The sequence below is a fragment of the Aeromicrobium sp. UC242_57 genome (assembly GCF_044452305.1).
Classification (GTDB): Bacteria; Actinomycetota; Actinomycetes; order Propionibacteriales; family Nocardioidaceae; genus Aeromicrobium.
This window is the reverse complement of sequence record NZ_JBIOAM010000003.1, coordinates 1398206-1423444: the sequence shown is the minus strand read 5'-3', so window position 1 is coordinate 1423444 and position 25239 is coordinate 1398206. Positions and strand designations below refer to the sequence as shown.

Annotated in this window: 32 protein-coding genes and 7 pseudogenes; 22 read left to right on the top strand and 17 right to left on the bottom strand. The window is 68.0% G+C overall.

What is annotated here, in order from left to right; genetic code table 11:
* Nucleotides 1–11: 11 nt before the first annotated feature.
* From ACHMWU_RS19445 to ACHMWU_RS19375, 15 genes and pseudogenes are all read left to right on the top strand, one after another.
* Complete coding sequence (locus tag ACHMWU_RS19445) at nucleotides 12–884, top strand: SLC13 family permease (RefSeq protein ID WP_396046065.1); 873 nt, start codon at nucleotides 12–14, stop codon at nucleotides 882–884.
* Nucleotides 832–1803 (top strand): SLC13 family permease, encoded by a 972-nt coding sequence (locus tag ACHMWU_RS19440; protein ID WP_396046063.1) that lies wholly within the window; start codon nucleotides 832–834, stop codon nucleotides 1801–1803. Before ACHMWU_RS19445 ends, ACHMWU_RS19440 begins: the two co-directional genes overlap by 53 nt.
* Before the next feature lie 33 nt (nucleotides 1804–1836).
* Complete coding sequence (locus ACHMWU_RS19435) at nucleotides 1837–2487, top strand: DUF4203 domain-containing protein (protein ID WP_396046061.1); 651 nt, start codon at nucleotides 1837–1839, stop codon at nucleotides 2485–2487.
* Nucleotides 2462–2779, top strand: a complete 318-nt coding sequence (locus tag ACHMWU_RS19430) for a hypothetical protein (RefSeq protein ID WP_396046059.1) — start codon at nucleotides 2462–2464, stop codon at nucleotides 2777–2779. Before ACHMWU_RS19435 ends, ACHMWU_RS19430 begins: the two co-directional genes overlap by 26 nt.
* A gap of 99 nt (nucleotides 2780–2878) precedes the next feature.
* Nucleotides 2879–3178 carry a type II CAAX prenyl endopeptidase Rce1 family protein gene (locus ACHMWU_RS19425; protein ID WP_396046910.1) on the top strand — a complete coding sequence of 100 codons (300 nt, stop codon included), beginning with the start codon at nucleotides 2879–2881 and terminating at the stop codon, nucleotides 3176–3178.
* Nucleotides 3179–3186: 8 nt separating this feature from the next.
* Entirely contained in the window at nucleotides 3187–3354 is a 168-nt protein-coding gene (locus ACHMWU_RS19420; RefSeq protein WP_396046057.1) for a hypothetical protein, read from the top strand.
* Nucleotides 3303–3782 carry a hypothetical protein gene (locus ACHMWU_RS19415; RefSeq protein ID WP_396046055.1) on the top strand — a complete coding sequence of 160 codons (480 nt, stop codon included), beginning with the start codon at nucleotides 3303–3305 and terminating at the stop codon, nucleotides 3780–3782. Before ACHMWU_RS19420 ends, ACHMWU_RS19415 begins: the two co-directional genes overlap by 52 nt.
* A gap of 236 nt (nucleotides 3783–4018) precedes the next feature.
* A complete protein-coding gene (locus tag ACHMWU_RS19410; protein ID WP_396046053.1) occupies nucleotides 4019–4315 on the top strand; it encodes an RDD family protein in 297 nt (98 codons plus the stop codon).
* A 97-nt stretch (nucleotides 4316–4412) separates the two neighbouring features.
* Nucleotides 4413–5243, top strand: coding sequence for an alpha/beta-hydrolase N-terminal domain-containing protein (locus ACHMWU_RS19405; RefSeq protein WP_396046051.1), 831 nt, complete (start codon nucleotides 4413–4415; stop codon nucleotides 5241–5243).
* Nucleotides 5244–5282: 39 nt separating this feature from the next.
* Nucleotides 5283–6035: an alpha/beta-hydrolase family protein gene (locus tag ACHMWU_RS19400; RefSeq protein WP_396046049.1), complete on the top strand. Its 753-nt coding sequence runs from the start codon at nucleotides 5283–5285 to the stop codon at nucleotides 6033–6035.
* Between the two features lie 64 nt (nucleotides 6036–6099).
* Nucleotides 6100–7486, top strand: a pseudogene (locus tag ACHMWU_RS19395) (sigma 54-interacting transcriptional regulator).
* Nucleotides 7479–8021, top strand: a complete 543-nt coding sequence (locus ACHMWU_RS19390) for a hypothetical protein (protein WP_396046047.1) — start codon at nucleotides 7479–7481, stop codon at nucleotides 8019–8021. Before ACHMWU_RS19395 ends, ACHMWU_RS19390 begins: the two are co-directional and overlap by 8 nt.
* Nucleotides 7966–8700, top strand: coding sequence for a hypothetical protein (locus ACHMWU_RS19385; RefSeq protein WP_396046045.1), 735 nt, complete (start codon nucleotides 7966–7968; stop codon nucleotides 8698–8700). The genes ACHMWU_RS19390 and ACHMWU_RS19385 overlap by 56 nt, the downstream gene beginning before the upstream one ends.
* Nucleotides 8675–8866: a hypothetical protein gene (locus ACHMWU_RS19380; RefSeq protein ID WP_396046043.1), complete on the top strand. Its 192-nt coding sequence runs from the start codon at nucleotides 8675–8677 to the stop codon at nucleotides 8864–8866. Before ACHMWU_RS19385 ends, ACHMWU_RS19380 begins: the two co-directional genes overlap by 26 nt.
* A gap of 75 nt (nucleotides 8867–8941) precedes the next feature.
* Nucleotides 8942–9457 (top strand): hypothetical protein, encoded by a 516-nt coding sequence (locus ACHMWU_RS19375; RefSeq protein WP_396046041.1) that lies wholly within the window; start codon nucleotides 8942–8944, stop codon nucleotides 9455–9457.
* Between the two features lie 23 nt (nucleotides 9458–9480).
* Here the strand turns inward: ACHMWU_RS19375 and ACHMWU_RS19370 are convergent, their stop codons facing one another.
* Together ACHMWU_RS19370 and ACHMWU_RS19365 are read right to left on the bottom strand one after the other, a co-directional pair.
* A complete protein-coding gene (locus tag ACHMWU_RS19370) occupies nucleotides 9481–10221 on the bottom strand; it encodes a hypothetical protein (RefSeq protein WP_396046039.1) in 741 nt (246 codons plus the stop codon).
* Nucleotides 10185–10538, bottom strand: a complete 354-nt coding sequence (locus tag ACHMWU_RS19365) for a hypothetical protein (protein WP_396046037.1) — start codon at nucleotides 10536–10538, stop codon at nucleotides 10185–10187. Before ACHMWU_RS19365 ends, ACHMWU_RS19370 begins: the two co-directional genes overlap by 37 nt.
* A gap of 92 nt (nucleotides 10539–10630) precedes the next feature.
* Here ACHMWU_RS19365 and ACHMWU_RS19360 point away from each other — a divergent pair, with 92 nt between their 5' ends.
* The gene (locus tag ACHMWU_RS19360; protein ID WP_396046035.1) at nucleotides 10631–11173 is read left to right on the top strand and encodes a phosphatase PAP2 family protein; all 543 of its coding nucleotides are present in this window, start codon (nucleotides 10631–10633) and stop codon (nucleotides 11171–11173) included.
* Here the strand turns inward: ACHMWU_RS19360 and ACHMWU_RS19355 are convergent.
* The 4 genes and pseudogenes from ACHMWU_RS19355 to ACHMWU_RS19340 all read right to left on the bottom strand — a co-directional run bounded on the left by ACHMWU_RS19355 (nucleotide 11166) and on the right by ACHMWU_RS19340 (nucleotide 14965).
* Nucleotides 11166–11471: a hypothetical protein gene (locus ACHMWU_RS19355; RefSeq protein ID WP_396046033.1), complete on the bottom strand. Its 306-nt coding sequence runs from the start codon at nucleotides 11469–11471 to the stop codon at nucleotides 11166–11168. The genes ACHMWU_RS19360 and ACHMWU_RS19355 overlap by 8 nt on opposite strands.
* Nucleotides 11449–13295 (bottom strand): annotated as a pseudogene (locus ACHMWU_RS19350) (VWA domain-containing protein). Before ACHMWU_RS19350 ends, ACHMWU_RS19355 begins: the two are co-directional and overlap by 23 nt.
* A gap of 787 nt (nucleotides 13296–14082) precedes the next feature.
* Nucleotides 14083–14451 carry an AAA family ATPase gene (locus tag ACHMWU_RS19345; RefSeq protein WP_396046031.1) on the bottom strand — a complete coding sequence of 123 codons (369 nt, stop codon included), beginning with the start codon at nucleotides 14449–14451 and terminating at the stop codon, nucleotides 14083–14085.
* Complete coding sequence (locus tag ACHMWU_RS19340; RefSeq protein ID WP_396046029.1) at nucleotides 14423–14965, bottom strand: AAA family ATPase; 543 nt, start codon at nucleotides 14963–14965, stop codon at nucleotides 14423–14425. The genes ACHMWU_RS19345 and ACHMWU_RS19340 overlap by 29 nt, the downstream gene beginning before the upstream one ends.
* Nucleotides 14966–14980: 15 nt before the next feature.
* Between ACHMWU_RS19340 and ACHMWU_RS19335 the strand changes: the two genes are divergently transcribed.
* The 4 genes from ACHMWU_RS19335 to ACHMWU_RS19320 are packed head-to-tail and all read left to right on the top strand — an operon-like array spanning nucleotide 14981 to nucleotide 16695.
* Nucleotides 14981–15232 (top strand): hypothetical protein, encoded by a 252-nt coding sequence (locus ACHMWU_RS19335; protein WP_396046027.1) that lies wholly within the window; start codon nucleotides 14981–14983, stop codon nucleotides 15230–15232.
* Nucleotides 15220–15375, top strand: a complete 156-nt coding sequence (locus tag ACHMWU_RS19330) for a hypothetical protein (protein WP_396046025.1) — start codon at nucleotides 15220–15222, stop codon at nucleotides 15373–15375. The genes ACHMWU_RS19335 and ACHMWU_RS19330 overlap by 13 nt, the downstream gene beginning before the upstream one ends.
* A gap of 26 nt (nucleotides 15376–15401) precedes the next feature.
* A complete protein-coding gene (locus tag ACHMWU_RS19325) occupies nucleotides 15402–16169 on the top strand; it encodes a M20/M25/M40 family metallo-hydrolase (protein ID WP_396046023.1) in 768 nt (255 codons plus the stop codon).
* Nucleotides 16170–16221: 52 nt separating this feature from the next.
* Nucleotides 16222–16695, top strand: coding sequence for a peptidase dimerization domain-containing protein (locus tag ACHMWU_RS19320; protein ID WP_396046021.1), 474 nt, complete (start codon nucleotides 16222–16224; stop codon nucleotides 16693–16695).
* A 116-nt stretch (nucleotides 16696–16811) separates the two neighbouring features.
* Here the strand turns inward: ACHMWU_RS19320 and ACHMWU_RS19315 are convergent, their stop codons facing one another.
* Both ACHMWU_RS19315 and ACHMWU_RS19310 read right to left on the bottom strand, forming a co-directional pair.
* Nucleotides 16812–16997 (bottom strand): DUF5703 family protein, encoded by a 186-nt coding sequence (locus tag ACHMWU_RS19315; RefSeq protein WP_396046908.1) that lies wholly within the window; start codon nucleotides 16995–16997, stop codon nucleotides 16812–16814.
* A gap of 168 nt (nucleotides 16998–17165) precedes the next feature.
* A pseudogene (locus tag ACHMWU_RS19310) lies at nucleotides 17166–17917 on the bottom strand (aldo/keto reductase); the annotation flags it as partial.
* A gap of 108 nt (nucleotides 17918–18025) precedes the next feature.
* Here ACHMWU_RS19310 and ACHMWU_RS19305 point away from each other — a divergent pair.
* Nucleotides 18026–18862 (top strand): undecaprenyl-diphosphate phosphatase, encoded by an 837-nt coding sequence (locus ACHMWU_RS19305; RefSeq protein WP_396046019.1) that lies wholly within the window; start codon nucleotides 18026–18028, stop codon nucleotides 18860–18862.
* Nucleotides 18863–18865: 3 nt separating this feature from the next.
* On the opposite strand, the gene ACHMWU_RS19300 is transcribed toward ACHMWU_RS19305, so the two are convergent.
* Both ACHMWU_RS19300 and ACHMWU_RS19295 read right to left on the bottom strand, forming a co-directional pair.
* Nucleotides 18866–19318, bottom strand: a complete 453-nt coding sequence (locus ACHMWU_RS19300) for a CorA family divalent cation transporter (protein WP_396046017.1) — start codon at nucleotides 19316–19318, stop codon at nucleotides 18866–18868.
* Nucleotides 19319–19406: 88 nt separating this feature from the next.
* Nucleotides 19407–19685: pseudogene (locus ACHMWU_RS19295) on the bottom strand (CorA family divalent cation transporter); the annotation flags it as partial.
* Between the two features lie 215 nt (nucleotides 19686–19900).
* Between ACHMWU_RS19295 and mshC the strand changes: the two are divergent.
* Nucleotides 19901–21130, top strand: a pseudogene (mshC, locus tag ACHMWU_RS19290) (cysteine--1-D-myo-inosityl 2-amino-2-deoxy-alpha-D-glucopyranoside ligase).
* Nucleotide 21131: 1 nt separating this feature from the next.
* Here mshC and ACHMWU_RS19285 read toward each other — a convergent pair.
* From ACHMWU_RS19285 to ACHMWU_RS19255, 7 genes and pseudogenes are all read right to left on the bottom strand, one after another.
* On the bottom strand, nucleotides 21132–21512 hold the full coding sequence (locus tag ACHMWU_RS19285) for a hypothetical protein (RefSeq protein ID WP_396046015.1): 381 nt from the start codon (nucleotides 21510–21512) through the stop codon (nucleotides 21132–21134).
* A gap of 179 nt (nucleotides 21513–21691) precedes the next feature.
* Nucleotides 21692–22180 (bottom strand): annotated as a pseudogene (locus ACHMWU_RS19280) (PAC2 family protein).
* Complete coding sequence (locus ACHMWU_RS19275) at nucleotides 22158–22337, bottom strand: hypothetical protein (RefSeq protein WP_396046013.1); 180 nt, start codon at nucleotides 22335–22337, stop codon at nucleotides 22158–22160. The pseudogene ACHMWU_RS19280 and the gene ACHMWU_RS19275 overlap by 23 nt, the downstream one beginning before the upstream one ends.
* Nucleotides 22338–22488: 151 nt before the next feature.
* Complete coding sequence (locus tag ACHMWU_RS19270) at nucleotides 22489–22668, bottom strand: vitamin B12 dependent-methionine synthase activation domain-containing protein (RefSeq protein ID WP_396046906.1); 180 nt, start codon at nucleotides 22666–22668, stop codon at nucleotides 22489–22491.
* Nucleotides 22669–22786: 118 nt separating this feature from the next.
* Nucleotides 22787–23323, bottom strand: a pseudogene (locus tag ACHMWU_RS19265) (vitamin B12 dependent-methionine synthase activation domain-containing protein); the annotation flags it as partial.
* Nucleotides 23221–24261 carry a cobalamin-dependent protein gene (locus ACHMWU_RS19260; RefSeq protein WP_396046904.1) on the bottom strand — a complete coding sequence of 347 codons (1041 nt, stop codon included), beginning with the start codon at nucleotides 24259–24261 and terminating at the stop codon, nucleotides 23221–23223. The gene ACHMWU_RS19260 and the pseudogene ACHMWU_RS19265, both read right to left, overlap by 103 nt.
* On the bottom strand, nucleotides 24156–25223 hold the full coding sequence (locus tag ACHMWU_RS19255; RefSeq protein WP_396046011.1) for a dihydropteroate synthase: 1068 nt from the start codon (nucleotides 25221–25223) through the stop codon (nucleotides 24156–24158). Before ACHMWU_RS19255 ends, ACHMWU_RS19260 begins: the two co-directional genes overlap by 106 nt.
* Between the last annotated feature and the right edge of the window lie 16 nt (nucleotides 25224–25239).

Genomic DNA, 25239 nt, shown 5'->3' with positions numbered 1-25239 from the left:
GCGGCCCCATCATGACCGACGCGACCATCAGCCTGCTGATCCTGGCGGGCACGATCGTGCTGTTCGTGACCAACCGGCTCCCGGTCGGGGTCGTCGCGATCGGCACGGCGATGGCGCTGTACTTCACCGGCGTCCTGACCGCGAACCAGGCGCTTGCCGGGTTCGGCGACCCGGTCGTCGTCTTTATCGCGGCGCTCTTCGTGGTCAGCGAGGGCATCGACTCGACCGGCGTCACGACCTGGGCCGGACAGAACCTGATCGACCGGGCCGGCGAGGACCGCAACCGGCTGCTGACCGCGGTCATGGTGCTGTGTGCCCTGCTGACTGCGCTGATCAGCCTCAACGGTTCGGTGGCCGCCCTGCTGCCGATGGTCGTGGTGCTGGCGACCCGCATCGGTGTCGCTCCCTCGCAGATGCTGATGCCATTGGCATTCGCTGGCAGCGCAGGCTCGCTGCTGATGCTGACCGGCAGCCCGGTCAACGTGCTCGTGTCCGATGCGTCCCGGGATGCTGGCGGTGGCGGCTTCGGATTCTTCGAGTACGCGGTCGTCGGCGTGCCGTTGCTGGTCGGCACCATGGCGATCGTGCTGCTCTTCGGCGCGCGGCTGCTGCCGTCGCGCCGCTCCAGCCAGCTAGGTCGTGACCTGAGCCGGCACCAGGAGACACTGACCCGCGACTACGCCCTCCACGAGGGCTTCTACCGGCTGCGGGTGCAGGCCGACTCACGACTGATCGGCACCCGCCTGGCCGAGGTCGCCTTCACCGACGACACCGACGTCACCTTGGTCGGCATCCAGGCCCGCTCAGAGCATCACGCTGGACGAGCGCGACGTGCTCGTCGTGGCTGGCCCGTCCGAACGGGTCGCGGCGCTCGTGCGCCGTGAGGCGCTGCTCGTGCTGGCCGAACCGATCGGCGCGAGCTCGTCCGAGGCGTTGTTCGGCCAGGAAGCCGGGGTCGTCGAAGTCGTCGTGCCACCACGTTCCCCCCTGATCGGTGACGTGGTCTTTCCGGGTCAGATGCGTCCCGGCGGCGTCACGATCCTGGCCGTGCAACGGCGGGGGGCCGACCGAGGGCTGGTCCAGACCCAGCTCGCTGCCGGAGACACGCTGCTGATCCGGGGAACCTGGTCGGACCTGGAGGCGCTCAGCGAGGATCGCGACGTCCTGGTCGTCGACGATGCCTCCCTCGTTCGTCGGCAGCTGGGTCCTCTGGGCGCTCCGGCGCGACGGGCTATCGCGATCCTGGTCGCCATGATCGTGCTGCTGTCGTTCGGGCTCGTGCCCCCTGCCATCGCCGGTCTGCTGGCCGCCGGAGCCATGGTGCTGTGCCGGGTCGTGTCGTCGGAGCAGGCGTACCGGTCGGTGTCGTGGAGCGCGATCGTGCTGATCGGCGGGCTGATCCCGCTGTCGACGGCGATCCAGACCAGCGGGGCCTCCGACAAGATCGCCGCCGTGCTGATCGACGTCGTCGGCGACGGCAGCCCCTACTTGCTGATGATCGCCCTGTTCGCGCTGATCGCGGTGCTCGGCCAGATCGTCAACAACACCGCGACGACGTTGATCGTGCTGCCGGTCGCGGTCTCGGCTGCACTCGACACCGGCATCTCCGTCCAGCCTGTCCTGATGCTCGTAGCCGTGGCTGGCGCAGCATCCTTGCTGACCCCCATCGCAACTCCGGCCAACATGATGGTCATGGGGCCCGGCGGCTACAGGTTCGGCGACTACTGGAAGCTCGGCCTGCCGATCATGCTGTGGTGGATGGTCATCGCCGTGGTGCTGATCCCGCTCGTGTGGAAGTTCTGAGACATTTGCGTACGACAACCGAAGGTGGAAACCATGTCTGACATTCTCGTAGGTGTGCTGGCGCTTCTTGCCGGCCTGATGCTGTGCTTCCGCGGCTACTGGACGCTTCGACTGGTCCTGAGCATCTGGGGCGCGCTGATCGGCTTCGGCCTGGGCTCGGGCCTGGCAACGTGGATCAACGACGACAGCTACCTGGCCTCGGCCCTGGGCTGGATCATCGGCATCGCGCTGGCACTGGTGTTCGCCCTGCTGGCCTACCTGTACTACGCGGTCGGGGTGATCCTCGCGATGGGATCGATGGGCTTCGCACTGGGCGCGACCGTCACGACGGCGCTCGGAGTCTCCTGGGACTGGGTCACGATCTCGGTGGGCGTCGTGGTCGGACTCGTGGTCGCGCTGCTGGCGATCGCGGCCGATGTGCCGATGATGCTGCTCGTGGTGCTGAGCTCGCTGGCCGGCGCCAGCGTCATCGTCGCCGGCATCATGCTGCTGACCGGCGTGCTCGAGACGGCTGACTTCGACACCGCCACCGTGACCGAGAACATCGACGGCCATTGGCTCTGGACGCTCGGATTCGTCCTCCTGGCGGTTGCCGGGATCGTCTCGCAGCTGAGCCACACCAGGGGAATCGCGAGTGCTCGTCAGGGTTGGGACGGACATGCAGCAGGACATCGCCGCGCCTGAGACCGTGAGCCGCGACGCTCGTTGCCTGGCGTATGTCTTGGTGGTGCTGGTCGTCACCGACGTGCTCCTGATCAACCAGGACATGTGGCTGACGGTGCCGGTCGCCTGCCTGGCCTGCGTCCTGCTCCTGGTGATCGGGTGTCGGGCGGGCCTGAGCCTTGCCGACGTCGGGCTGTCTCGAGCCGGTCTCGGGCGAGGTCTGCTGTGGGGCACTGTCGCAGCTCTCGCTCGTGGCCGTCGGATACCTGCTGGTCGCGGTGCTGCCGTTCACCGAGTCGGCCTTCGACGATGACTCGATGCCGGCGACGGCGGGCGCTGTCGCCGTCAAGGTGCTGGTCGTGATCCCGTTGCGGACCATCGTCCTGGAAGAGCTCGCGTTCCGGGGAGTGCTCTGGGGGTTGCTCGTCGCCGGTACGGCGCACGACAGGCCACGTGGTGGTCCGCAGCGGCCTTCGGGCTGTGGCACGTGCCGGCGGGGTTGCGGCTGCTCGACAGCAACGAGGCACTCGCGTCGGCGTCCGAGGGCTCGTGGCTGATCGGTGCTGCCGTCGTGATCGCGATCGTCGCCTTCACCGCAGCAGCCGGCATCGTGTTCGCCGAGATGCGACGCCGATCGGGCAGCCTGTTGGCCCCGGCGGGACTGCACTGGGCGACCAACAGCATCGGCACGGTCCTGAGTGCGGTGAAATAGGAGGCGTGATGGACGAGGCAGTGGTGGAGGAGGCAGCGGTGGACGAGGCTGCGGTGGACGAGGTGGTGGGCGTCGTCGGCCGTGGCCTCGATGCGGCGCTCGGCCTGGCACGCAGCTCAGTCTGGTGCCGGCGCAGGCACTGGCTGTGCGAGGTGCGCAGCCCCTACGTGCCCTGACGCAGCTCGCGCTGCGACCTCCGTTGGTGCCCGAGGCGTTGTCACCAGGCCGCGCTCTGCACGACGTGTCCGACGCGCCCCGTCACGGCGCAGAAACCACGTGGGTCGCCGCCCACGACCTGGTCGAGTCGGTGCTTGATGCGCAGCTGCCCCGCATCGTCGAGTCGGTGCTCGATCGGATCGACCTGAACGCTCTGATCGCAGAACGGGTCGACGTGGCACTGATCGTCGAGTCGGTGCTCGACCAGCTCGACCTGACCGAGCTGAGCCGCGCACGGATCGACCTGGCCCAGCTCGCCACCGAGGTCATCGACGAGATCGACCTGCCCGCCATCATCCGAGAATCGACATCAGGAGTCGCCTCCGATGTCGTGACCGGAGCGCGCGCGGTGCGGCCAGCGCCGACGAGGCCGTCGCACGATTCTTGAGCAGGCGCCGCAGGCGTCGCGTCGATGTGGGGGAGCAGCCATGAGCCCAGCGGCAGCGCGGACCGTATCGTCATTGCATGGTCGCCCGGCAGGCGTCGTGACGCGGGTCGTGGCCGGTGTCATCGACTACCTGCTCGCCGGAGTCGTGGTGCTCGTGGACACCTGTCGATCATCGCGCTGCGGTTCGTGACCAATCCGGTCGGGTTCAGCTGGCCGCGGACGGCTGGTTCCTGCTCATGGTGAGCGGCATGGCCTTCCTCGTGGTCTACCTGACGGCGTCCTGGGCGGTGACCGGAAAGCCGCTCGGCGGCAGCATCATGGGCACGCGTGTCGTCAACCGCCACGGTCGACGGCTGGGGTTCAGCCTGGCCCTGCTGCGAGCGCTGATCGTCGTGGTGTTCCCGATCGGTCTGCTGTGGTGCGCGGTCAACGCGGGTGGTCGCTCGATCCAGGACGTCGCACTGCGGACCCGGGTGCTGTACGACTACGACATCGCGACGTCGTACGTCGTTTCTGACACGGTGTCGGACTGACCTTCGGGCAACAGTAGGGTTTCGGGCGTGAGCTCAACCCCCGGCCCTGCCGAGCCCGAGACTCGGGCGTCTTCGTCGCATCGTCAGCGCCAGTCGAGTGGCTCGCTACACCCTGCCGGGAGCCTGGGTCGCGCTGCTGTTCGCCGTGCTGTCCTTCACCCCGTCGCTGCTGCCACGCAGCGGCGTCTTCCAAGGCGTCCTGGCGGGCATCAACGGCGCGATCGGCTACGGAGTCGGTGTCGCCCTGGCGTGGGTGTGGCGCGAGTACGCCGACCGAGATCACAAGCGCGCTTCACCCCGGTCGTGGCGCATCTTCTGGGGCGTCGCGGTCATCGTCGTCGCGGTGGCGATCGCTCTCGGAGAGCGGTGGCAGTGGCAGCTGCGCGAGCTGATGGGCGCCGACGACGTCGCGTTCTCGCGCTTCGTCCTGATGCCGCTGCTCGGCGTCCTCACCTTCGTCCTCCTGGTCGGCATCGGGCGGGCCCTGCGCAGCGCCTACCGGGGCCTCTCGTCGTTGCTCGCGCGCAAGATCGGACCGCGGGCCGCCCGGGCGACCGGATGGCTCACCGTCGCGGTCGCCACGTTCCTGGTGCTCAGCGGGCTCGTCTATGACAACGTCATCAAGGCCGTGGACGCGTCGTTCTCGCTCGGAGACCAGACGATCTCGTCACGTCTGACCCCGCCGGAGCAGTCGACCCGTTCGGGTAGCGAGGCCTCCCTCGTCAAGTGGGAGGACCTCGGCCGCCAAGGTCGCCGGTTCGTCGCCGGCGGGCCGTCGGCGCAACAGATCACGGCCGTCACAGGACGTCCGGCTCTCGAGCCCGTCCGCGCCTACGTCGGGACCGCGGCGGCCGAGGACGTGGACGAGCGCGCCCAGCCGCGGTCGACGAGCTCGAACGCGCGGGCGGCTTCGAGCGCGACTACCTGATGGTCGCCAACACGACAGGCAGCGGCTTCCTCGAGCCCGGTGCTGTCGACTGCCTTCGAGTACATCACGGGCCAGCCGGCGATCGTCTCGATGCAGTACTCGTACCTGCCGTCGTGGATCTCGTACCTCGTCGACCAGCAGAACGCCCGCAATGCGGGACGTGCGCTGTTCGATGCCGTGTACCAGCGGTGGAGCGCTCTGCCGCAGGACGCGCGGCCCAAGATCTACATCTTCGGAGAGAGCCTCGGCTCGTTCGGCGGAGAGACCGCGTTCAGCGGCGAGGCCGACCTGGCCAACCGCACCTCGGGCGCCCTGCTGGTCGGTCCGCCCAACTTCAACGCCCTGTACCGCGAGTTCACCGACCAGCGCGATCCGGACAGCCTCGAGGTCGAGCCGGTGTTCCGCAACGGGCGTATCGTGCGGTTCAGCAACGATGCGCGTCAACCCGCCGAACCCGTCGACCAGCCGTGGGACGGCCCGCACGTGCTGTACCTGGTGCACCCGTCCGATCCGATCACGTGGTGGACCCCCGACCTGATCTGGAGCAAGCCCGACTGGCTGTCGGAGGAACGCGGTCGCGACGTCCTGCCGTCGATGCGCTGGATCCCGTTGGTGACGTTCTGGCAGACCGCCGCCGACATGGCGGTGAGCCAGAGCGTTCCGCCGGGGCATGGACACACCTACGTCGGGGACCACGTGGACGGCTGGGCCCAGGTGCTGCAGCTCGACGGCTGGACATCGCAGCAGACGCAGAGCGTCCGTGACGTGATCCTGGCCGCCCGTCGATCCTGACGCGCCGCCGCCCTCACTCACAGAAGACTGAGCGTCGCTGGCACGACCGCAGTAGCGTTGGGGTGTGACCGCACCCACGATCAGTACCGTCGGCGAGCTGCGTGCAGCCGGCCATGTCCACACGACGCTGCGCACCGAGCTGCGCACCAACTTGCTGGCTGCCCTCCGGGAGGGCCGCGATCCCTGGCCGGGGCTGCACGGCTTCGAGAGCACAGTTGTCCCGCAGCTCGAACGGGCACTGATCGCCGGGCACGACATCGTGCTCCTTGGCGAGCGTGGCCAGGGCAAGACCAGACTGCTGCGCACGATGGTCGGGCTGCTCGACGAGTGGTCCCCGGTGATCGCCGGCTCAGAGCTCGGCGAGCATCCGTACGAACCCATCACGACTGCGAGCGTGCGCCGTGCTGCTGCAGCTCGGCGACGACCTGCCGATCGCCTGGCGGCACCGTGACGAGCGGTACGCCGAGAAGCTCGCGACCCCCGACACGAGCGTCGCCGACCTGATCGGCGACGTCGACCCGATGAAGGTCGCCGAGGGCCGCAGCCTCGGCGACCCCGAGACGATCCACTTCGGTCTGATCCCGCGCAGCCACCGCGGCATCGTCGCGATCGACGAGCTGCCGACCTCGCCGAGCGCATCCAGGTCGCGATGCTCAACGTCATGGAGGAGCGTGACATCCAGATCCGCGGCTACGTGCTGCGGCTGCCGCTCGACGTCCTGGTGGTGGCGAGCGCCAACCCCGAGGACTACACCAACCGCGGCCGGATCATCACTCCGTTGAAGGACCGGTTCGGTGCCGAGATCCGCACCCACTATCCGACCGAGCTGGTCGACGAGATCGCCGTGATCCGGCAGGAGGCCGACCTGGTCGCCGACGTCCCTGATCATCTGATCGAGATCCTGGCCCGCTTCACGCGAGCCCTGCGAGGTTCTTCGGCCGTCGACCAGCGCAGCGGCGTGAGCGCCCGGTTCGCGATCGCCGGAGCGGAGACGATCGCCGCGGCAGCCATCCACCGGGCGACCCGACGGGCGAGGAGCATGCGGTGGCCCGCCCGGTCGACCTGGAGACGGCTGTCGACGTGCTGGGCGGCAAGATCGAGTTCGAGTCGGGTGAGGAGGGCCGTGAGGACGAGATCCTCGATCATCTGCTGCGGGTCGCGACGGCCGAGACGGTTCGTCAGCACCTGCGAGGCATCGACTTCGACCTGCTCCTGGCTGCGCTCGAGCAGGGCGTCCTGGTCACGACCGGTGAGCAGGTGACGGCACCGACTTCTTGGCCGGGCTTCCGGTGCTGGGGGAGTCGGACGTGTACGACCAGGTGTGCGAGCGGCTGGGCGCGACCGATGAAGGGCAGCGGGCCGGCGCGATCCGGAGCTGGCGCTGGAGGGCTTGTACCTCGAACGCCGGATCGGCAAGGAGGCTCGGCCAGGGAGAGGCCATCTATGGCTAGAGCCAACCGCCGGCTGACCCGCGACGCTCGCTACGGCAAGTACGTCGACGGGCCAGATCCGTTGGCAGGCTCCCGGTCGACCTGTCCGAGGCGCTCGGAGAGATCGGCGAGAACGTCATGGCGGGCTACTCGCCGAGCACGCGTTACGGGAGTTCCTGCGCCGCGGCGGTCAGGACCAGGCTGGGCTCGACAACCTGGCCCGACGAGTCGCCGAACGGCGACGAGGCGGCGACGACACCATCTCGACGAGACCCTCCAGGAGATCCGCGAGCTGCTCGACCGGGCCGTGCTGGCCGAGCGCAAGCAGCTGGCCCGCGACGTCGACCTGGACGACAGCGACCGAGCACTGCGCGAAATCCAGCTGGGCAACCTGTCGCCATCGGCAGCGGCGGCCGTCAGCGAGACTGAGCGACTACGACTGGCAGAGCAGCGACGCGCGCGCCGACTTCGAGAAGATCAAGGATCTGCTGGGCCGCGAGATGCTCGACCAGCGGTTCGCCGGCATGAAGAGCGCCCTCGAGAACGCGACCGATGACGATCGTGCCGCCATCAACCAGATGCTCGACGATCTCAACCAGCTGCTCGAGGCGCACCGGCGCGGTGAGGCAGGCCAGGACGAGTTCGACGCGTTCATGGACCAGCACGGGGAGTTCTTTCCCGAGAAACCGCAGACGATGGAGCGAGTTGCTCGACACCCTGGCCCAGCGAGCCGCCGCAGCCCAGCGGATGCGCAACTCGATGACGCAGGAGCAGCGCGACGAGATCGACGCACTGGCCCAGCAAGCATTCGGATCGCCCGAGCCGTCAGCTGGTTGGCCAGCTCGACGGGAACCTGCGCTCCTTGCGTCCGGGCGAGGACTGGAGCGGTGCCGAACGCATGGATGGCGAGCAGGGGCTGGGCCTCGGTGACGGCACCGGTGTCTTCCAGGACATCGCCGATCTCGATCGGCTGTCCGGATCGCTGTGCGCAGTCGTACAGACGGCTCGCGCATGGACGACATCGACATCGACAAGCCGCGCACCAGCTCGGCGCCCAGGCGGGGGTCGATGCGCGCACGCTGCAGGCGTTGGAGAAGGCACTGCGCGACTCCGGCACGATGAAGCGGGGCGCCGACGGCCAGGCTCAAGCTGACCCCCAAGGCGATGCGGCTGCTCGGGCAAGGCGCTGCTCGCGACGTCGCCGAGAAGATGTCGGGACGTCAGGGCAGTCGTGATCTCCGCCAGGCCGGGGCAGCAGGCGAACGGTCGGGCGCGACCCGCGAGTGGGCCTTCGGCGACACAGAAGCCTGGGACGTCACCCGGACGATCACCAACGCGCTGACCCCGAGCATCCGGGGAGGGCACGCCGCTCGAAGGCGGGGTGCGCATCCAGATCGGTGACGTCGAGGTGCAGGAGACCGAGCTCGTACGCAGGCGTGTGTCGCGCTGCTGGTCGACACGTCGTTCTCGATGGCGATGGACGGCCGCTGGGTGCCGATGAAGCGCACCGGCACTGGCGTTGCACACGCTGATCTCGAGCCGTTTCCGAGGCGATGCCCTCCAGCTGGTCGCCTTCGGCAGGCATGCCGAGGTCATGGACATCGAGCAGCCGCGGGTCTGGACGCGATGTACGCCAAGGGCACCAACTTGCATCACGGGCTGCTCTTGGCCGATCGTCACTTCCGCAAGCGTCCCAACGCGCAGCCGGTGCTGCTGATCGTCACCGACGGCGAGCCGACGGCCCGCCTCGAGTCGAGCGGAGACGTCTTCTTCGGCTATCCGCCTCACCCTGTGACTGTGGCCCGTTCGGTGCAGGAGCTCGACAACGCGAAGCGCCTGGGGGGCGCACACGACATTCTTCCGACTGGGTCAAGATCCTGGCCTGGCGCGGTTCATCGACTCGATGGCCCGACGTGCCGACGGCTCGGTCGTGGCGCCTCAGCTCGACGATCTCGGTGCGGCGGTCGTCGGCTCCTATCTCGGGTCACGTGACGGACGCAGCAGCCGTTCGGTACCTACAGCGACCTGTTCGACGGCGGGCGGGGGTTCTGGGTCGGGTGACCTAACGGTTGCCGATCGAGACGGTGCACACGAGCCCGAGGTGATCTCAGCTGGCGGGCTGGTCGATCAGCACCCGGCCGTCGACGAGATCGACGCGGGGCGCCACGTAGATCGCGTCGAGATGACGCCCATCGCGGCTCCCCGGCCGGCCGATGCGGTGGTGCAGGTCGTGATCGACGTGCTCGACCGCGACGACGTCGCGCCAGTCGCGATAACCGGCGGCTTCGAGCGCAGCCCTCGGCGTACCAGGACGGGCCGGCCAGATTGTTCAGGTCGGCGGCGAGCACGTCGACGCGGTGCTCGTGGCACAGCTCGGCCAGTCGGCGGCCCTGGACCTCGCGGGACGCGGCGGCGCGCGCAGCCGCACGTCCCGGCCGACGAGGAAAGATGGGCCGTCGCTCCAGTCCATTCGGTCCCACTCTCGAGGTGCTCGTAGCGGGCGATCGTGACGTACCGCTGCTGCCTCGTCCGAGTGCCGAGCGGCAGGCCTGCACCCCGATCAGCCGGTGCTGCGCCGGATCGCTGTAGACGTCGTTGTGGCCTCGCTGCGATCGCGCGACCTGCCACGTGGGAAACATCCGTTGCAGGCTCCGTCGCTGGGTCGGCCGGTTGACCTCGACCAGGAAGTAGACGCTGGCTCGGGCTCCGTCGTCGCCGTTCAGCCGCGGTCCAGCAGCACCGCCCGGCCGGGCCACCGATGACGCACCGGCGTCCAGTTGGACCCCAGGATGTTCTTGTATCCGAGGCGGAACGTCGCCGTCATGGCGTGAGCGTAACCGAGAACCACGAGTGGCGCGGCGGGTCGGTCGGCGGGCGGTTGACGGCCGGGAGAGAGATTGGAGGTGCCGTGGCCGACCTGGGAGCAAGCAGCCATCGTCTGCGCGATCAGTGTCCTGGCCCTGCTCGTCGTCAGGCGACTGCCGCGCACCCGCGTGGGCGACGCGCTGCTGCCGGCGTTCCACGAGTTCGCCCTGATCTCCGGCCTGTACGGCATCTGGCGGCTGGCCCGCATGCTGCCGATCACCCACGAGGCGGGGGCAGTCGACCGGGCAAGGAAGATCGACTCCTTCCAGCAAGCCTGCGCACCTGCCCACCGAGATCTCGATGCAGCACTTCGTGATCCACCACGACACCTTGGCGAGGGCCATCAACGGCTACTACGCGATCGTGCACGTTCCGGCGCTGATCGCCTTCCTGATCTGGGCGTTCGTGCGCCACCGCGACCTGTACCCGCGGTGGCGCAACGGGCTCGTCGCCGTCACGGCCGGGTGCCTGCTGATCCGTTTCGTCCGGGTCGCACCACCGCGCTTCGTCGAAGAGCTGGGGTTCGTCGACCTCTCGGCGCGGTTCGGGCTCGGCGTCTACGGCGACGTCGGCACGGGGGTGTCCGACCAGTACGCGGCGATGCCGTCGATCCACGTCGGCTGGGCCGCCGTCGTCGCGCTCGGCGTGTTCGCGATGACGAGCCACCCCGTGCGCTGGATCGTGCTGATGCACCTGCCCGTCACGGTGTTCGTCGTCGCTGCGACCGGCCACCACTGGTGGATGGACGGAGTCGTGGCCGTCATGCTGCTGGCGGCAGGGCTGTGGCTCGACACGCGGGTGTCGAGGCGGCGCCGCGAGCGAGCCCTCGTGCCCGTCAGTTGAGCAGCTGCTTGGACTGGTGCACGCGCACCCAGTCGACCTTGTAGGTGAACTCGTCGCGGGTGTGCTCGGGGTCGGCCCATCCCCAGTACTTCGAGCCGACCTGCATGTTGATCCGCAGGTGGAATGTCGAGTCGAAGGTGTCGCCGCGGAAGTACGACTTGGTGCCGGGCGCGTCGAAGTCGACCAGACCCACCGTCTTGCCGTCGTAGAGGTAGCGCAGGCAGCCTGGCGACCAGTTGACGCCGTAGGTGTGCCAGCCCTCCCAGATCTTGTCGTCACCGACGTCGGCCCGGCCCAATGTGTGGTCCTTCGACCACTCCTGCAAGGTGTCGTGCCACGAGTTCCACTCGTACGACGCCGACGGGTCGAGCTGCGGGTCGTCGGAGCACCGTAGGACTCGATGACGTCGATCTCGCCGCGCTTGGTGTCGGCGCGCAGCCAGAACGCCGGCCAGATGCCGCGCGATGCGGTCGCCTCGCTGGGCACCCACGCCCGGATCTCGAAGTGCCGTATTTCTGGCCGAATCGGTTGGCGGCTGCATTGCCGTACCCGGCACTGTCGATCGTGTCGATATAGCCCGTGGAGTAGTCGCGGACCTGGTTGTCGGGGTAGATCGCATTGAGGTTGACCCGCCACTGGTCGGCCGGCAGCCGTCGTCCGGTGATGTTCAGCGCCCCGTCGGCCACCGTCACGGCATCCTTCGTGATCCACGCCCGGTCTTGGTTGAGGAAGGTGTTGTCGCGCACCCGCCACGTGCTGCGGTCGATCGAGGTGCCGTTGAACTCGTCGGAGAACGTCAGCTCGCCCTGCGCCGGGTCGGAGTAGTCGATGTCCTGGCAAGCGGTCGCCGGAGAGGCGGTGGGCGGGGACGACACGGCGAGCTTGATCGCCCTGATGCGGACGAAGCTCCTGCCGCGCATGCTGGCACCTTGCGCGTACAGCCGGATCCGGCTGCCGGGTCGAGTGGTGCGCAACGACACCGTGACCGTCCGCCAGCTGCGCGACTTCGGACGTACGGTCACCGAGCGGCTCGCGAGAACGCGGCCTGCGTCGACCTCCTGGATGCGCAGCCTCAGCTGTCGTCCGGGTTGCGACGTGCGGAGCTGCGCACGGGTTGTCACGGTCGAGCCGACCGTGCTGATGGCCGGAGCCGACAGCGGGGAACGCATCGAGATGTGCTTGCGTCCGGCCTGGCGTCGCGGCCGGACCTGGAGGGACGAGACCTTCCCGCCTGTCCGGATCGCGACGACCCGGGAGTTGCCCGATGACTTCCAGAGGTGTGGATCGGCCGAGATCGTGACCTGTGAGTCAGCGGCTTGCGCCTGGTCGTCGGTGCCCGGAGCGATCAGCAGCGCCGCGGTCGCCGCCACAGCGGCGGCACCGCCGACGACACGACGTCGACGGCCTGGTGCCGACACGATCCCCCGAGAGTGCATGACGTCACCGTAGGGGGATCCCCTGTCCCGTGGGAAGCCCCCGTCGGTCAGACCGGCAGCAGCCGCGTGATGAACTTCGCGAGCTGGTCGATGTTGCAGCACTCGTGCATCTCCACGACCTCGGCGTACTGCGGTGCCACCGAGTCGCCGAGCCCCCACCGCATCGAGGCTTCTGGGTTGAGCCAGAAGGTCCGCTTGGCCCGCTGGCTGATGGCATGCAGGGCTGGCAGGTTGGGGGACTGGTTGTCTGTTGCGGGCGTCTCCCAGGATCAGCACGGCCGTACGCGGCCCGATCGCGTTCATGTAGTCGGCGTGGAAGTCGCCGAACGCCTCACCGTAGTCGCTGCTGGTGTGCCACTTCGTGATGCGCGCTTCTTGAGCGATGCGGGCCGACAGGTCATCGCTGTCCTCGCGCACCAGGTCGGTGACCTCGTCCATCGCGTTGACGAACGCGAACACCCTGACCTTGCTGAACTGTCCGCTCAGCGCCTGCACGAGGTGCATCGTGAACCCCGAGAAGCCCGACACCGAGCCGGAGACGTCGCACAGCAGGACGAGTCGGGTCGCGAGGGATGCGGCTTGGCGAAGACCGGGTGCATCGGGACGCCGCCGGTCGACATCGAGCGGCGCAGGGTCCGGCGGATGTCGATCCGGCCACGGGTCGCTTTGCGGCGGCGGGCAGCCAACCGGGTGGCGAGCTTGCGGGACAACGGCGCGACGGTGCGCCGCAGCCCTCCAGCTGCTGCTTGCTGGCGCTGAGGAAGTCGATACGGTCGGTGCCGCTGCGGATCGCATGGCGGGTCACGGTGTCACGGCCCCGGACCTCGGCGGTGCGGCGGCGCGCTTCGGCCGCGACCATGAGCCGCAGCCGGTCGATGTTCTGCCGGACCTCGTCGCGCTCGATGCGCTGCAACAGCTCGCCGCTGCCCTGACCGCCTCCCTGGCCCTGACCGGCGCCCTGACCTTGTCCTGCGCCCTCGCCGCGCAGGCGCATCGCCTGAGCCAGCAGCGTCTGCGGCCGCAGGCGTTCCAAGGTCAGGTACGCCGACCATCCGGCATTCGACGCACCAGGTTGTCCTACCTGGCCGAGGAGGTCGACAGCGATCTCCGCGACGCGTTCGAGGCCGTGCTGGTCGTTCTCGGCGAGCGCGGCTGCCAGCAGCTCGCGCAGATCGTCCAGGTCGAAGTCTTCACTGGTCTCGAGCGCCGTCTGCGGCGCGCCGACACCCGCAGGGAAGTAGATGTCGAAGGTCATGTCGAAGACATCGCGCTGCCCGCCGCGCCGCACGAGGGCGGCGGCCAGGCCCTCTCTCAGCTGGTGCCGGTCGGCGAGGCCGAGAACCTCCACGACCGCCGCAGCGTCGACGGTCTCGCTCGTGCCGGCCGGGATGCCCTTGGAGCGCAGGGCACTGACGAACTCGACGAGTCGCCCCGCGAGCTCTTGCGGCGCCACCGCGCTGGAACCGGCGGGCGTCATGACGGGCTGAGCACCTGATCGAGGTCGAGACGTGTCGTGGCCTTCTCCAGGTCGTCCTGATGCTTCAGGATGACGCCCAGGCTGTCCTTGACGACGTCGTCGTCGAGGATGTCGGCGCCGAGCGCCACCAGCGTCCGGGCCCAGTCGATCGTCTCGGACACCGAGGGGGCCTTGCGCAGGGGCATCGCACGCAACGCGTTGATGACGCGCACCAGCGACTCGCCCAGCGTCTGGTCGAGATCGGGCACCTTCAGCGAGACGATCTCCTGCTCCAGCGTCGGATCAGGGAAGTCGACGTGCAGGAACAGGCAGCGTCGGCGCAGGGCCTCCGACAGCTCACGGGTCGCGTTCGAGGTGAGCACCACGAAGGGCCGATGCTTCGCGGTGATGGTGCCGAGCTCCGGGGATCGTGACCTGGAACTCGCCGAGCACCTCCAGCAGCAGACCCTCGATCTCCACATCGGCCTTGTCGGTCTCGTCGATCAGCAGCACGCTGGGGTTCTCGTTGCGGATCGCGGTCAGCAACGGGCGGGCCAGCAGGAAGTCGTCGGTGAAGATGTCGTCGCGCGCGTCGTCCCACGACTCGCCGCGCCCCGAGGTGATGCGCAGCAGCTGCTTGGCGTGATTCCACTCGTACAGGGCGCGTGCCTCGTCGACTCCCTCGTAGCACTGCAGGCGCACCAGGTCAGCACCGCACGACGTCGCCACGGCCGTGGCCAGGGCGGTCTTGCCGACTCCTGCGGGCCCTTCGACCAGGAGGGGCTTGCCAAGCTCGCTGGCGAGGTAGACCGTGGTCGCGATCGCGTCCGATGCGAGGTAGCCGGCCGAGGCCAGCTTGGACTTGACGTCGGAGATCGACTCGAAAGGCATGGTGCGCATGCCTACGATGATGCCGTGGCCCTGATCCAGATCGTGCGCGAGGTGCAGCTCTCACCCTCTGACGCGTGGTCGCGTCTGACCGCCTGGGAACGACACGGCGAGTTCGTGCCGCTGACCACGGTGGCCCTGACCGACCACGGTTTCGACGCCTTCACGGGCGTCGGCCCCGTGGGCTTCCACGACCCGATGGACGTCGTCGACTGGCGTGAGCCGTCCTTCTGCCGTCTGGAGAAGCGTGGACGGGTCGTGACCGGTTGGGCCGGCTGAGCGTCGAGCCAGCCGGCGCTGGCAGCCGGGTCACGTGGCGCGAGGACATCCGGGTCAGGGGAGTGCCGCGGTACTTCGACGGACTGACCCGGGCCTCGAGCCGTGCGCTGTTCTCTCGAGTGATCGACGGGCTCCTGGCCTGACGGCGTCAGCGACGTACCATCGCGGTATGGCCTACACCCCGGAGGGCGAGACCCTCGAGATCTGCCGTGACCTGATCCGGATCGACACCAGCAACTACGGCGACGACTCCGGACCCGGAGAGCGCAAGGCCGCCGAGCACGTCGCCGGGCTGCTGGCCGAGGTGGGTATCGAGTCGCAGATCTTCGAGTCGGAGCCGGGGCGCGCCAGCGTCATCGCTCAGTGGGGCAACCGGAGCCGTCTCGACCCCGGACTGCTGATCCACGGCCACCTCGACGTCGTGCCGGCCCAGGCGGCTGACTGGACGGTCGATCCGTTCGCTGCCGAGGTCGTCGACGGCTACCTGTTCGGCCGTGGCGCGGTCGACATGAAGGACTTCGACGGCATGCTGCTGTCGGTCGTCCGTGCCCGGCAGCGCGCCGGCGTCATTCCGAACCGGCCGATCACCTTGGTGTTCACCGCCGACGAGGAGGCCGGTGGCGTGCTGGGCGCGCACTGGCTCGTCGAGCACCATCCCGAGCTGTTCGAGGGATGCACCGAGGCGATCGGTGAGGTCGGTGGATTCTCCACTGAAGTCGGCGGTCAGCGGCTCTACCTGATCGAGACGGGCGAGAAGGGCATCGAATGGATGCGGCTCCGTGCGCGGGGGACCGCCGGCCACGGCTCCATGGGCAACCGTGACAACGCGATCACCCATCTCGCGAACGGTCTCATCGCCCTGGGACAGCACGAGTGGCCAGCCGAGCCCGGACCGTCGATGACGACGCTGCTCGCGAAGGTCCGCGAAGCTGACTGACAGCGACGGCACCCCCGACGAGCTGCTCGAGCACTTCGGCCCTGCGGTGCGGATGATCGGTGCGGGCATCCGCAACACCACCAACGCCACGATGCTGGAGGCCGGCTACAAGCACAACGTCATCCCCGGCGAGGCCGTTGCCTACGTTGACGGCCGGTTCCTGCCCGGGCACGGTGACACCTTCCTGCCGGCCGTCCAGGACATCGTGGGCGATCGGGTCGTCGTCGAACGTCATATCAGGGACAACGCCTTGGAGTACGCCTTCGAGGGTGATCTCGTCGACGCCATGACCGTCGCGCTGCACAGCCAGGATCCGGGCGCCCACATCGCGCCGTTCCTGATGTCGGGCGGCACCGATGCCAAGGCGTGGGAGAAGCTCGGCATCACGTCATTCGGCTTCGTCCCGCTGCGACTTCCCGCCGACCTCGACTTCACTGCGCTGTTCCACGGAGTCGACGAACGCGTCCCCGTCGAGTCCCTCGAGTTCGGCTCCAAGGTCTTCGACGAGTTCCTCAACCTCGCCTAACCCCACCCCCTGACGAGGTGGTTACCGCCCCCTGAGGAGGTGGTAACCGCCCTCCGGGAGGGCGACAACTACCTCGTTGAGGGGCGACAACCACCTCCTCAGCGGGGGGGGAGGGGTTAGAGGGTGCTGCGCATGCGGATGATCTTGCGGCGCAGGGTCACGGTGCGCTGACCTGTGCCGTCCTTGCGGAGCCGGTCGAGCTCCCACCCCTGGTACTCGGCGGCGTCGGTGAGCATGCGGCACACCGCCGACCTGGACTTGGTGCGATCGATCGTCAGGTTCCAGAACTCGTACTCGAACATCGCTGCACCTTTCAACGAGGGGTTCATCATCGGGCTGCCTCGGACACGTCGTCCAGCGCCTGGAGGATCTCGGCCGGCAGATCGAGCTCGTCGGCGGCGAGATTCTCCTTCAGCCTGCGCCGTGGTGCGGGCACCGACGATCGCGGCTGAGACCTGTGGGCGTTCGAGCAGCCAGGCGAGCGCGACATGGGTCATCGTGACCCCGAGCCCCTCGGCGGCACGCGCGAGCGCCTCGACGACACTGGCCTTGGCTGGCGTCAGGTGCTCGGCAACGAAGGCGTCCCACCCGGGTGTCGCCGCACGCGAGTCGGTCGGGACGCCGGCCCGGTACTTGCCGGACAGCACGCCACGACCCAACGGCGACCAGGCCAGCAGTCCCATGCCCAGATGAGCCGTGGCCGCTGCGACCTCGTCCTCGGGATCGCGATTGATCAGCGAGTACTCGACCTGGTTGCCGACCAGCTGGACGCCCTCGGACCTCGCAGCCAGCCACGTGTGCGCGATGCCGGTCTGCCAGCCGGTGAAGTTGGAGACGCCGACGTAACGGGTGCGACCGGTGCGCAGGGCATGCTCCAAGGCGCCCAGCGTTTCCTCGAGCGGGACAGACAGGTCGGGGGTGTGGATCTGCCACAGATCGAGGTGATCGGTGCCGAGGTGGCGCAACGAGGTGTCGAGCTGGTCGAGCAGCGTGCGCCGCGATCCGTCCTTGACGACCTGACCGTTCCGGCGCGCGAAGCCTGCCTTGCCGGCCAGCACGACATGGTCGCGAGCACCGGACGAGGCGAGCAGCGTGCCGAGCAGCCTTCGCACGCGCCGTCGCCGTAGATGGGCGCCGTGTCGACCAGGGTGCCGCCAGCGTCGAGGAAGACCCTCAGCTGGTCTTCGGCCTCGAAGGCGTCGACCGTGCTGCCCCACGTCATGGTGCCCAGCGCGAGCCTGGACACCTCCAGCCCTGAGCGACCGACCCGGCGATACCGCATGGCAGAAGGCTAGACCGAGACGTGGGTCAACCCGTGTAGGCTCGCGCGGTGGACTTCCTCCAAGCGGTCGTGCTCGGCGTCATCCAGGGTCTGACCGAGTTCCTTCCGATCTCCAGCAGCGCCCATCTCGCGATCTTCCCGAAGTTCTTCGGCTGGGACGATCCGGGCGCCGCATACACCGCCGTCGTCCAGATCGGCACCGAGATCGCGGTGGTCCTGTACTTCTGGCGTGACATCTGGACGATCGGGTCCGGCTGGGTGCGCGGGGTGTTCTCGGCGCAGGCACGGCAGCTGCCGGAGTGGCGGATGGGCTGGTTCGTCATCATCGGCTCGATGCCGATCGTCCTGCTGGGGCTCGCCCTGCAAGACCTGATCGACCGTGAGTTCCGCAACCTGTGGGTCATCGGCACGACGTTGATCGTGCTGGGCATCGTGCTGGGCATCGCCGAGCGGGTGGGCCGCAAGACCAGCAAGATCGAGTCGCTGACGATGCGACACGCGATCCTGCTGGGTCTGGCCCAGGCGGGAGCACTCGTACCGGGCGTCTCTCGCTCAGGAGCCACGATCAGCATGGGACTGTTCCTCGGCTACGAGCGCGCCGCCGCGACACGCTACGCGTTCCTGCTGGCCATTCCCGCCGTCCTGGGGGCGGGCATCTACAAGCTCAAGGACATCCCCGGCGGCGAGAACGCGTACGGCGTCGGCCCGACGATCGTCGGCACCATCGTCTCGTTCGTGGTCGGCATTGCTGTGATCCACTGGCTGCTCAAGTACGTCAGCACCCGGTCGTTCGCACCGTTCGTGATCTACCGGATTGGTTTGGGCGCACTGGTGCTGATCCTCGTGGGCTCTGGCGTCATTGCCGCCAGCACGACGGTCGGCTGAGTCTCACAGCCAGCCAGAACGCTTGAAGCGCCAGTAGATGTAGCCGCACAAGGCTCCGATGACACCGACGCAGATCGGGTAGCCGTACGTCCAGCTGAGCTCAGGCATGTGCTCAAAGTTCATGCCGTAGATCCCGGCGATCGCGGTCGGGACGGCGAAGATCGTGGCGCCGGCGGTGAGCTTGCGCATGTCCTCGTTCTGCTGGACGCTCAGCTGCGCCAGGTGCGCCTGCAGGGCGTTGTCGAGCAGGTGGTCGATCGAGTCGATGGCCTCGGCCGCTCGCGCGAGATGATCAGCGATGTCGCGAAAGTAGGGCCGTGCCTGCTCGGAGGCGGTGCTCAGCGCCAGCCGGTTCAGTGGTTCGCGCAGCGGCAGCACAGCTCGCCGGAACTCGAGCGTCTCGCGCTTGAGCCGGTAGATCCGACTGGAGTCGTTGGAGCGTTGCGCCGAGAACACCGACGTCTCGACCTCTTGGACGTCGATCTCCAGCCTCGGTGGCGACGTCCTCGTAGTGGTCGACGATCGTGTCGACGACGGTGTACAACGCCGCCGTGGGGCCGTGAGACAACGCCTCGATCATCTTCTCGGCGTGCTTGCGTGCCTCGCGCAACGGACGTCCACCGTGCCGGACGGTCAGCAGGTAGTTGTCGCCGAGGAAGACGTTGACCTCGTGCGTCGTGATGTCGTCATCGCTGTACGAGACCGTGCGAAGCGAGATGAACGTGTGATCGGAGTAGCGCTCGACCTTGGGTCGCTGATGCGCTTCGAGCGCGTCCTCGACCGCAAGCGGATGCAGACCCAGCGACGAACCGACGCGATGCATCTCGTCCTCGGTGGGATTGCCGATGCCGATCCACAAGAAGTCGTCCTGGCCGAGCGTGGCGAGCGCCGCGTCGATGGACGACGTGTCGTGCGGCGTCGTCTCGCGCACTCCGTCACGGTAGACAGCGCAGTCGATGATCACCTCGACATTGTGCCTCGGTGCATAACCGAGCGGCCGTCGACAGGCCGCAACCGCCCAACAGATACGCTCGGCCCATGCGTAGTTGGTCGAGTCCTGAGGTCCCGGTTCTTGGCGATCTCGGGTTGGGTACGGGTCCGACGGTCCAGGTGCACGACACATCGGCCGGCCAGGTGCGCCCTGTCGATCCGCAGGATCGCGCCCGGTTGTACGTCTGCGGCATCACGCCGTACGACGCGACCCACATGGGTCACGCTGCGACCTACCTGACGTTCGACCTGCTCCAACGCGCCTGGCGCGACCGTGGCCTCGACGTGACCTACACCCAGAACGTCACCGACGTCGACGATCCATTGCTCGAGCGTGCTCTGGCGACCGGCGTCGACTGGGTCGAGCTGGCCGAACGCGAGACGGAGCTGTTCCGCGACGACATGACGGCGCTGCGGATCATCCCGCCGGCGCACTACATCGGTGCGGTGGAGTCGATCGAGCTGGTCGTCGACCTGGTGGAGCGTCTCCAGCAGGCTGGCGCGGTGTACGCAGTCGACGACGACCTCTACTTCGACGTGCACGCCGATCCCGGCTTCGGCCTGGTGTCTGGCTTCGACGAGGCCGAGATGCTGCGCATCTTCCCGCAACGCGGGGGAGACCCCGACCGGGCCGGCAAGAAGCACCCCCTCGACTGTCTCCTCTGGCAGGCCGAACGACCGAACGACCCGGCGTGGGAGACCCGTCTGGGGCAAGGGCCGCCCCGGGTTGGCACATCGAGTGCACGGCGATCGCGCTGGAGCACCTGGGCGAGGCCTTCGACGTCCAGGGTGGCGGATCCGACCTGGTCTTCCCGCATCACGAGATGTCAGCGTCTGAAGCGACCGTCGCCACGGGTCAGCCGTTCGCGCAGGCGTACGTGCACGCGGGCATGGTCGGGTACGAGGGCGAGAAGATGTCCAAGTCCAAGGGCAATCTCGTGCTGGTGTCCAAGCTGCGCGCAGACGGTCATGACCCGATGGCGATCCGGTTGGCGTTGCTGGCTCACCACTACCGCGCCGACTGGGAGTGGTTCGGCGACGAGATCACGACCGCTGAGGCGCGGCTGGCTCGCTGGCGTGCTGCCGTGACCCGGAACCGTTGCACCGTCCGGTACCGCCGTGCTGGAGCAGATCCGGGCAGCGTTGACCAACGATCTCGATGCCCCGGCAGCCCTCGCGGCCGTCGATGCCTGGGCGTCCGACGACACAGCAGAGGATCCTCAGGCAGGGCGTACGGTCCGAGCAGCAGTCGACGCCTTGCTCGGCGTCGAGCTTTGACTCACCCGCCTGGACCGCAGTCGTTGCTGCCGCTGAAGCACGGCTCGTAGTTCGACGGCAGCTCGTTCGGCGCTGGGTCGGGCACCCAACGGTCGGTCGGGACGGCGAGCACGATGGCTGCCACGACGGCGAGCACCACCCCGATGCCGCCGAGCGGCCCCCAGACCTTGCTGTTGGCCAGGGTGCCGCAGGCTGCCGCGCCGAACATCGCTGCGACACACGCTGACGCCGTCCACAGGTAGCGACTCTCCTGGCCGGCCGTCGGGTCGACTCCGTCTCCACCCAGCACGAAGTACACGTCGGTGAACTGCCAGAACAGCAGGAGCAGCAGAGCTGCGCCCAGGCACAGCAGGACGATTGCCAGGGCACGGAGGCGCTGCACGGTCTACTCCGGGTCGACGTTGCGGCGGCGCAGGTAGCGTTCGAACTCGCGGGCGATCGCGTCGCCTGAGGCTTCTGGGAGCTCGCTGGTGTCGCGTTCGCTCTCGAGCGCCTCGACGTACTCGGCAATCTCGTCGTCCTGAGAGGTCAGCTCGTCAGCGCCCCGTTGCCAGGCCTCGGTCAGCGAGACAGCACGCCTTGGGGCAGCGGGATTCCGACCGCGTCTTCGAGGGCGCCGAGCAGCGCCAGGGTGGCCTTGGGGCAGGGCGGTTCGGCGAGGTAGTGGGGGACTGCTGCCCACAGAGAGGCCGATGCGATCCCTTCGGCTGCGGCGACCTCGGCGAGCACCGACGTGATGCCGATGGGGCCGTTGTAGCGCGAGGGCATCAAACGACATCCGTTCCATCAGGACCGGGTCGGACGTCGAGCGGTGACGGGCACCGGCCGGGTGTGCGGCGAGTCGGCGAGCAACGCGCCCAGCGTCACGATCTCGGTCACGCCGGCCAGCTGGGCGATGCCGACGACGGTCGAGCAGAACGTCTTCCAGCGAAAGTGCGGCTCGGGTGCCCGCAGGATCAGCACGTCGCGCTCGCTGTGCTTGGGGCGCGCGTGATAGATCGCCGGCGTCGGCCACAGGATGACCCGCTCACCGACCTCGGTCGTGAGCACCTGCGGACGGTGTTCTTGGAAGTTGTAGAACTCTTCGGGGTCGAGCTCGATCAGCAGCGGCCTCCCACTCCTCGATCAGGTGATCGACGGTGCCGGAGGCCGCATCGGCGGCGTCGTTCCAGCCCTCGAACGCTGCCACCATCCAGGGATCACGCATCGGGGATATCAACGTTCGAGCTCACCCCTCCACACTATCCCCGACCAGCCCGATGCTGGCTCAACCATGGGCCGAGCGGAGCGAGGCAGCCGCGGCGCGGCGAGCCCTGGCGAGCTGCGCAGGGAGCGCGAGGAACGAGCGCGGCGCGGGTCTACTCGTTCTCGGTTCTGTACCCCAGGTTCGGCGACAACCACTTCTCCGCCTCGTCGAGCGTCCAGCCCTTGCGGGTCGCATAGTCCTCGACCTGGTCGCGACCGATGCGTCCCAGCACGAAGTACGACGACTCGGGGTGCGAGAAGTACAGCCCGCTGACGGATGCTCCGGGCCACATCGCCATGCTCTCGGTGAGCTCGATGCCGGTGTTGGCCTCGACGTCGAGCAAGCTCCCAGATGGTCTGCTTCTCGGTGTGCTCGGGGCAGGCAGGGTAGCCGGGGGCCGGACGGATGCCGGCGTACTTCTCCTTGATCAGCTCTTCGTTGCTGAGCGCCTCGTTGGGGACGTAGGCCCAGAACTCCTTGCGGACCCGTTCGTGCATGCGCTCGGCGAAGGCTTCGGCGAGTCGATCTGCCAGCGACTCCAGCAAGATCGCGCTGTAGTCGTCGAGCTCTTTCTTGAACGTCTGGATCCGGTCGGTGATGCCAACACCAGCCGTGACCGCGAACGCGCCGACGTAGTCGCGCAAGCCGGTCTCCTTCGGTGCCACGAAGTCGGCCAACGACTTGCGCGACGAGCCCGCCCGACCCTCGCCCTGCTGGCGCTGGCGTAATGTCGTCAGCACGGTCGATCGGGACTCGTCGGTGTAGACCTCGATGTCGTCACCGGCGACCTGGCTGGCCGGGAACAGGCCGAACACGCCATTGGCGTGGATCCACTTCTCGTCGATCAACCGGTCGAGCATCGCCTGCGCGTCGTCGTAGGCTCGCGGGCCGCTTCGCCCGACGTGGGGTTGTTCAGGATGTCGGGGAACTTGCCCTTCATCTCCCACGCGTTGAAGAACGGCTGCCAGTCGATGTAGGCACGCAGCTCGTCGAGCGGGTAGTCGGTGAAGGTCTTGACGAACTGAGTCGCCTCGCCGTGCCGGTGGTCGCAGCCGGGACCGGAGCACAGGTCACGGGCCTGCTGCGCGAGCAGGCGGGGACGCGGCGGGTGGTAGTCGGACCAGTCGATCGGCGTGGCCTGCGCGCGGGCAGCGGCGATCGTCAGCAGCGAGCGAGTGTCCTGCCGGGCCGCGTGACGTTCGCGCAGGGACTCGTAGTCGACGTCAGTCTCGGCGAGCAGCTTGGGACGCTGCTCGTCGGACAGCAGAGCTGCGACGACGGGCACCGAACGCGAGGCGTCCTTCACCCAGATGACGGGACCGTGGTACTTCTGGTCGACCTTGACCGCCGTGTGGGCACGCGACGTCGTCGCACCGCCGATCATCAGCGGGATGTCGAACCCTTGACGCTCCATCTCGGCGGCGAAGTTGACCATCTCGTCGAGCGACGGGGTGATCAGCCCGGACAGACCGATGACGTCGGCACCTTCAGCCTTGGCGGCGTCGAGGATCTTCTGCGCCGGCACCATGACCCCGAGGTCGACGACGTCGTAGTTGTTGCACTGCAGCACGACGCCGACGATGTTCTTGCCGATGTCGTGGACATCGCCCTTGACCGTGGCCATGACGACCTTGCCGTTGCTGCGCTCGGCGTCGCCGGGCTGCTTCTCGGCCTCGATGAACGGGATCAGGTAGGCGACGGCCTTCTTCATGACGCGCGCCGACTTCACGACCTGCGGCAAGAACATCTTGCCCTCGCCGAAGAGGTCGCCGACGACGTTCATGCCGTCCATGAGCGGCCCCTCGATGACCTCGATCGGGCGGCCGCCGCGGGCGCTGATCTCAGCACGGAGCTCTTCGGTGTCGGACTCGGCGAACTCGTCGATGCCCTTGACGAGCGCGTGGGTGATCCGTTCGCCGACTGGCAGCGAACGCCACTCCTCGGTGGCGATTCCTTGACGGAGCCGTCGCCGGCGAAGTCTCCGGCGATCTCGAGCAACCGCTCGGTGCTGTCGGCGCGCCGGTTGAGGATGACGTCCTCGATGCGCTCACGCAGCAGCTCGGGCACCTCGTCGTAGACCTCGAGCGCGCCGGCGTTGACGATTCCCATGTCCATGCCGGCGTTGATCGCGTGGTACAGGAACACGGCGTGGATGGCTTCGCGCACGGGATTGTTGCCGCGGAACGAGAACGAGACGTTGGAGACGCCACCGGAGATCAGCGCGCCGGGAAGGTTTTGCTTGATCCACCGGGTCGCCTCGATGAAGTCGAGACCGTAGTTGGCGTGCTCCTCGATACCGGTCGCCACCGCGAACACGTTGGGGTCGAAGATGATGTCTTCGGCCGGGAAGCCGACCTCGTCGACCAGGATCCGGTAGGCACGTTCGCAGATCTGCTTGCGTCGTTCGAGATTGTCGGCCTGCCCGTCCTCGTCGAAGGCCATGACGACGACCGCAGCGCCGTACTTGCGACACAGCTGGGCTTCGCGGACGAACTTGTCGACGCCTTCCTTCATCGAGATCGAGTTGACGATCGCCTTGCCCTGCACGCACTTGAGCCCCGCCTCGATGACCTCCCACTTGGAGGAGTCGACCATGGTCGGCACACGGCAGATGTCGGGCTCGGTCGCGATGAGCTTGGTGAAGCGCTCCATCGCATCGACGCCGTCGATCATGCCCTCGTCCATGTTGACGTCGATGACCTGCGCGCCGTTCTCGACCTGCTGACGCGCGACACTCAGCGCCGTGGGGTAGTCGCCGGCCTTGATCAGGTTGCGGAAGCGTGCCGAGCCGGTGATGTTCGTGCGCTCGCCGACATTGAGGAACAGAGAGTCCTCCGTGACGATCAATGGTTCGAGACCTGAG

Bases quoted from the DNA above. Each gene is read 5' to 3' on its own strand.
- ACHMWU_RS19445 (WP_396046065.1), top strand. From the start codon at position 12: ATGACCGACGCGACCATCAGCCTGCTGATCCTGGCGGGCACGATCGTG.
- ACHMWU_RS19435 (WP_396046061.1), top strand. From the start codon at position 1,837: ATGTCTGACATTCTCGTAGGTGTGCTGGCGCTTCTTGCCGGCCTGATG.
- ACHMWU_RS19430 (WP_396046059.1), top strand. From the start codon at position 2,462: ATGCAGCAGGACATCGCCGCGCCTGAGACCGTGAGCCGCGACGCTCGT.
- ACHMWU_RS19420 (WP_396046057.1), top strand. From the start codon at position 3,187: ATGGACGAGGCAGTGGTGGAGGAGGCAGCGGTGGACGAGGCTGCGGTG.
- ACHMWU_RS19410 (WP_396046053.1), top strand. From the start codon at position 4,019: ATGGTGAGCGGCATGGCCTTCCTCGTGGTCTACCTGACGGCGTCCTGG.
- ACHMWU_RS19390 (WP_396046047.1), top strand. From the start codon at position 7,479: ATGGCTAGAGCCAACCGCCGGCTGACCCGCGACGCTCGCTACGGCAAG.
- ACHMWU_RS19385 (WP_396046045.1), top strand. From the start codon at position 7,966: ATGCTCGACCAGCGGTTCGCCGGCATGAAGAGCGCCCTCGAGAACGCG.
- ACHMWU_RS19380 (WP_396046043.1), top strand. From the start codon at position 8,675: ATGTCGGGACGTCAGGGCAGTCGTGATCTCCGCCAGGCCGGGGCAGCA.
- ACHMWU_RS19375 (WP_396046041.1), top strand. From the start codon at position 8,942: ATGGACGGCCGCTGGGTGCCGATGAAGCGCACCGGCACTGGCGTTGCA.
- ACHMWU_RS19365 (WP_396046037.1), bottom strand. From the start codon at position 10,538: ATGCGGGCCAGCCGCCAGATGCCGTACAGGCCGGAGATCAGGGCGAAC.
- ACHMWU_RS19360 (WP_396046035.1), top strand. From the start codon at position 10,631: ATGCAGCACTTCGTGATCCACCACGACACCTTGGCGAGGGCCATCAAC.
- ACHMWU_RS19340 (WP_396046029.1), bottom strand. From the start codon at position 14,965: ATGCGCACCATGCCTTTCGAGTCGATCTCCGACGTCAAGTCCAAGCTG.
- ACHMWU_RS19325 (WP_396046023.1), top strand. From the start codon at position 15,402: ATGGCCTACACCCCGGAGGGCGAGACCCTCGAGATCTGCCGTGACCTG.
- ACHMWU_RS19320 (WP_396046021.1), top strand. From the start codon at position 16,222: ATGATCGGTGCGGGCATCCGCAACACCACCAACGCCACGATGCTGGAG.
- ACHMWU_RS19315 (WP_396046908.1), bottom strand. From the start codon at position 16,997: ATGTTCGAGTACGAGTTCTGGAACCTGACGATCGATCGCACCAAGTCC.
- ACHMWU_RS19275 (WP_396046013.1), bottom strand. From the start codon at position 22,337: ATGCGTGATCCCTGGATGGTGGCAGCGTTCGAGGGCTGGAACGACGCC.
- ACHMWU_RS19270 (WP_396046906.1), bottom strand. From the start codon at position 22,668: ATGTGGCCCGGAGCATCCGTCAGCGGGCTGTACTTCTCGCACCCCGAG.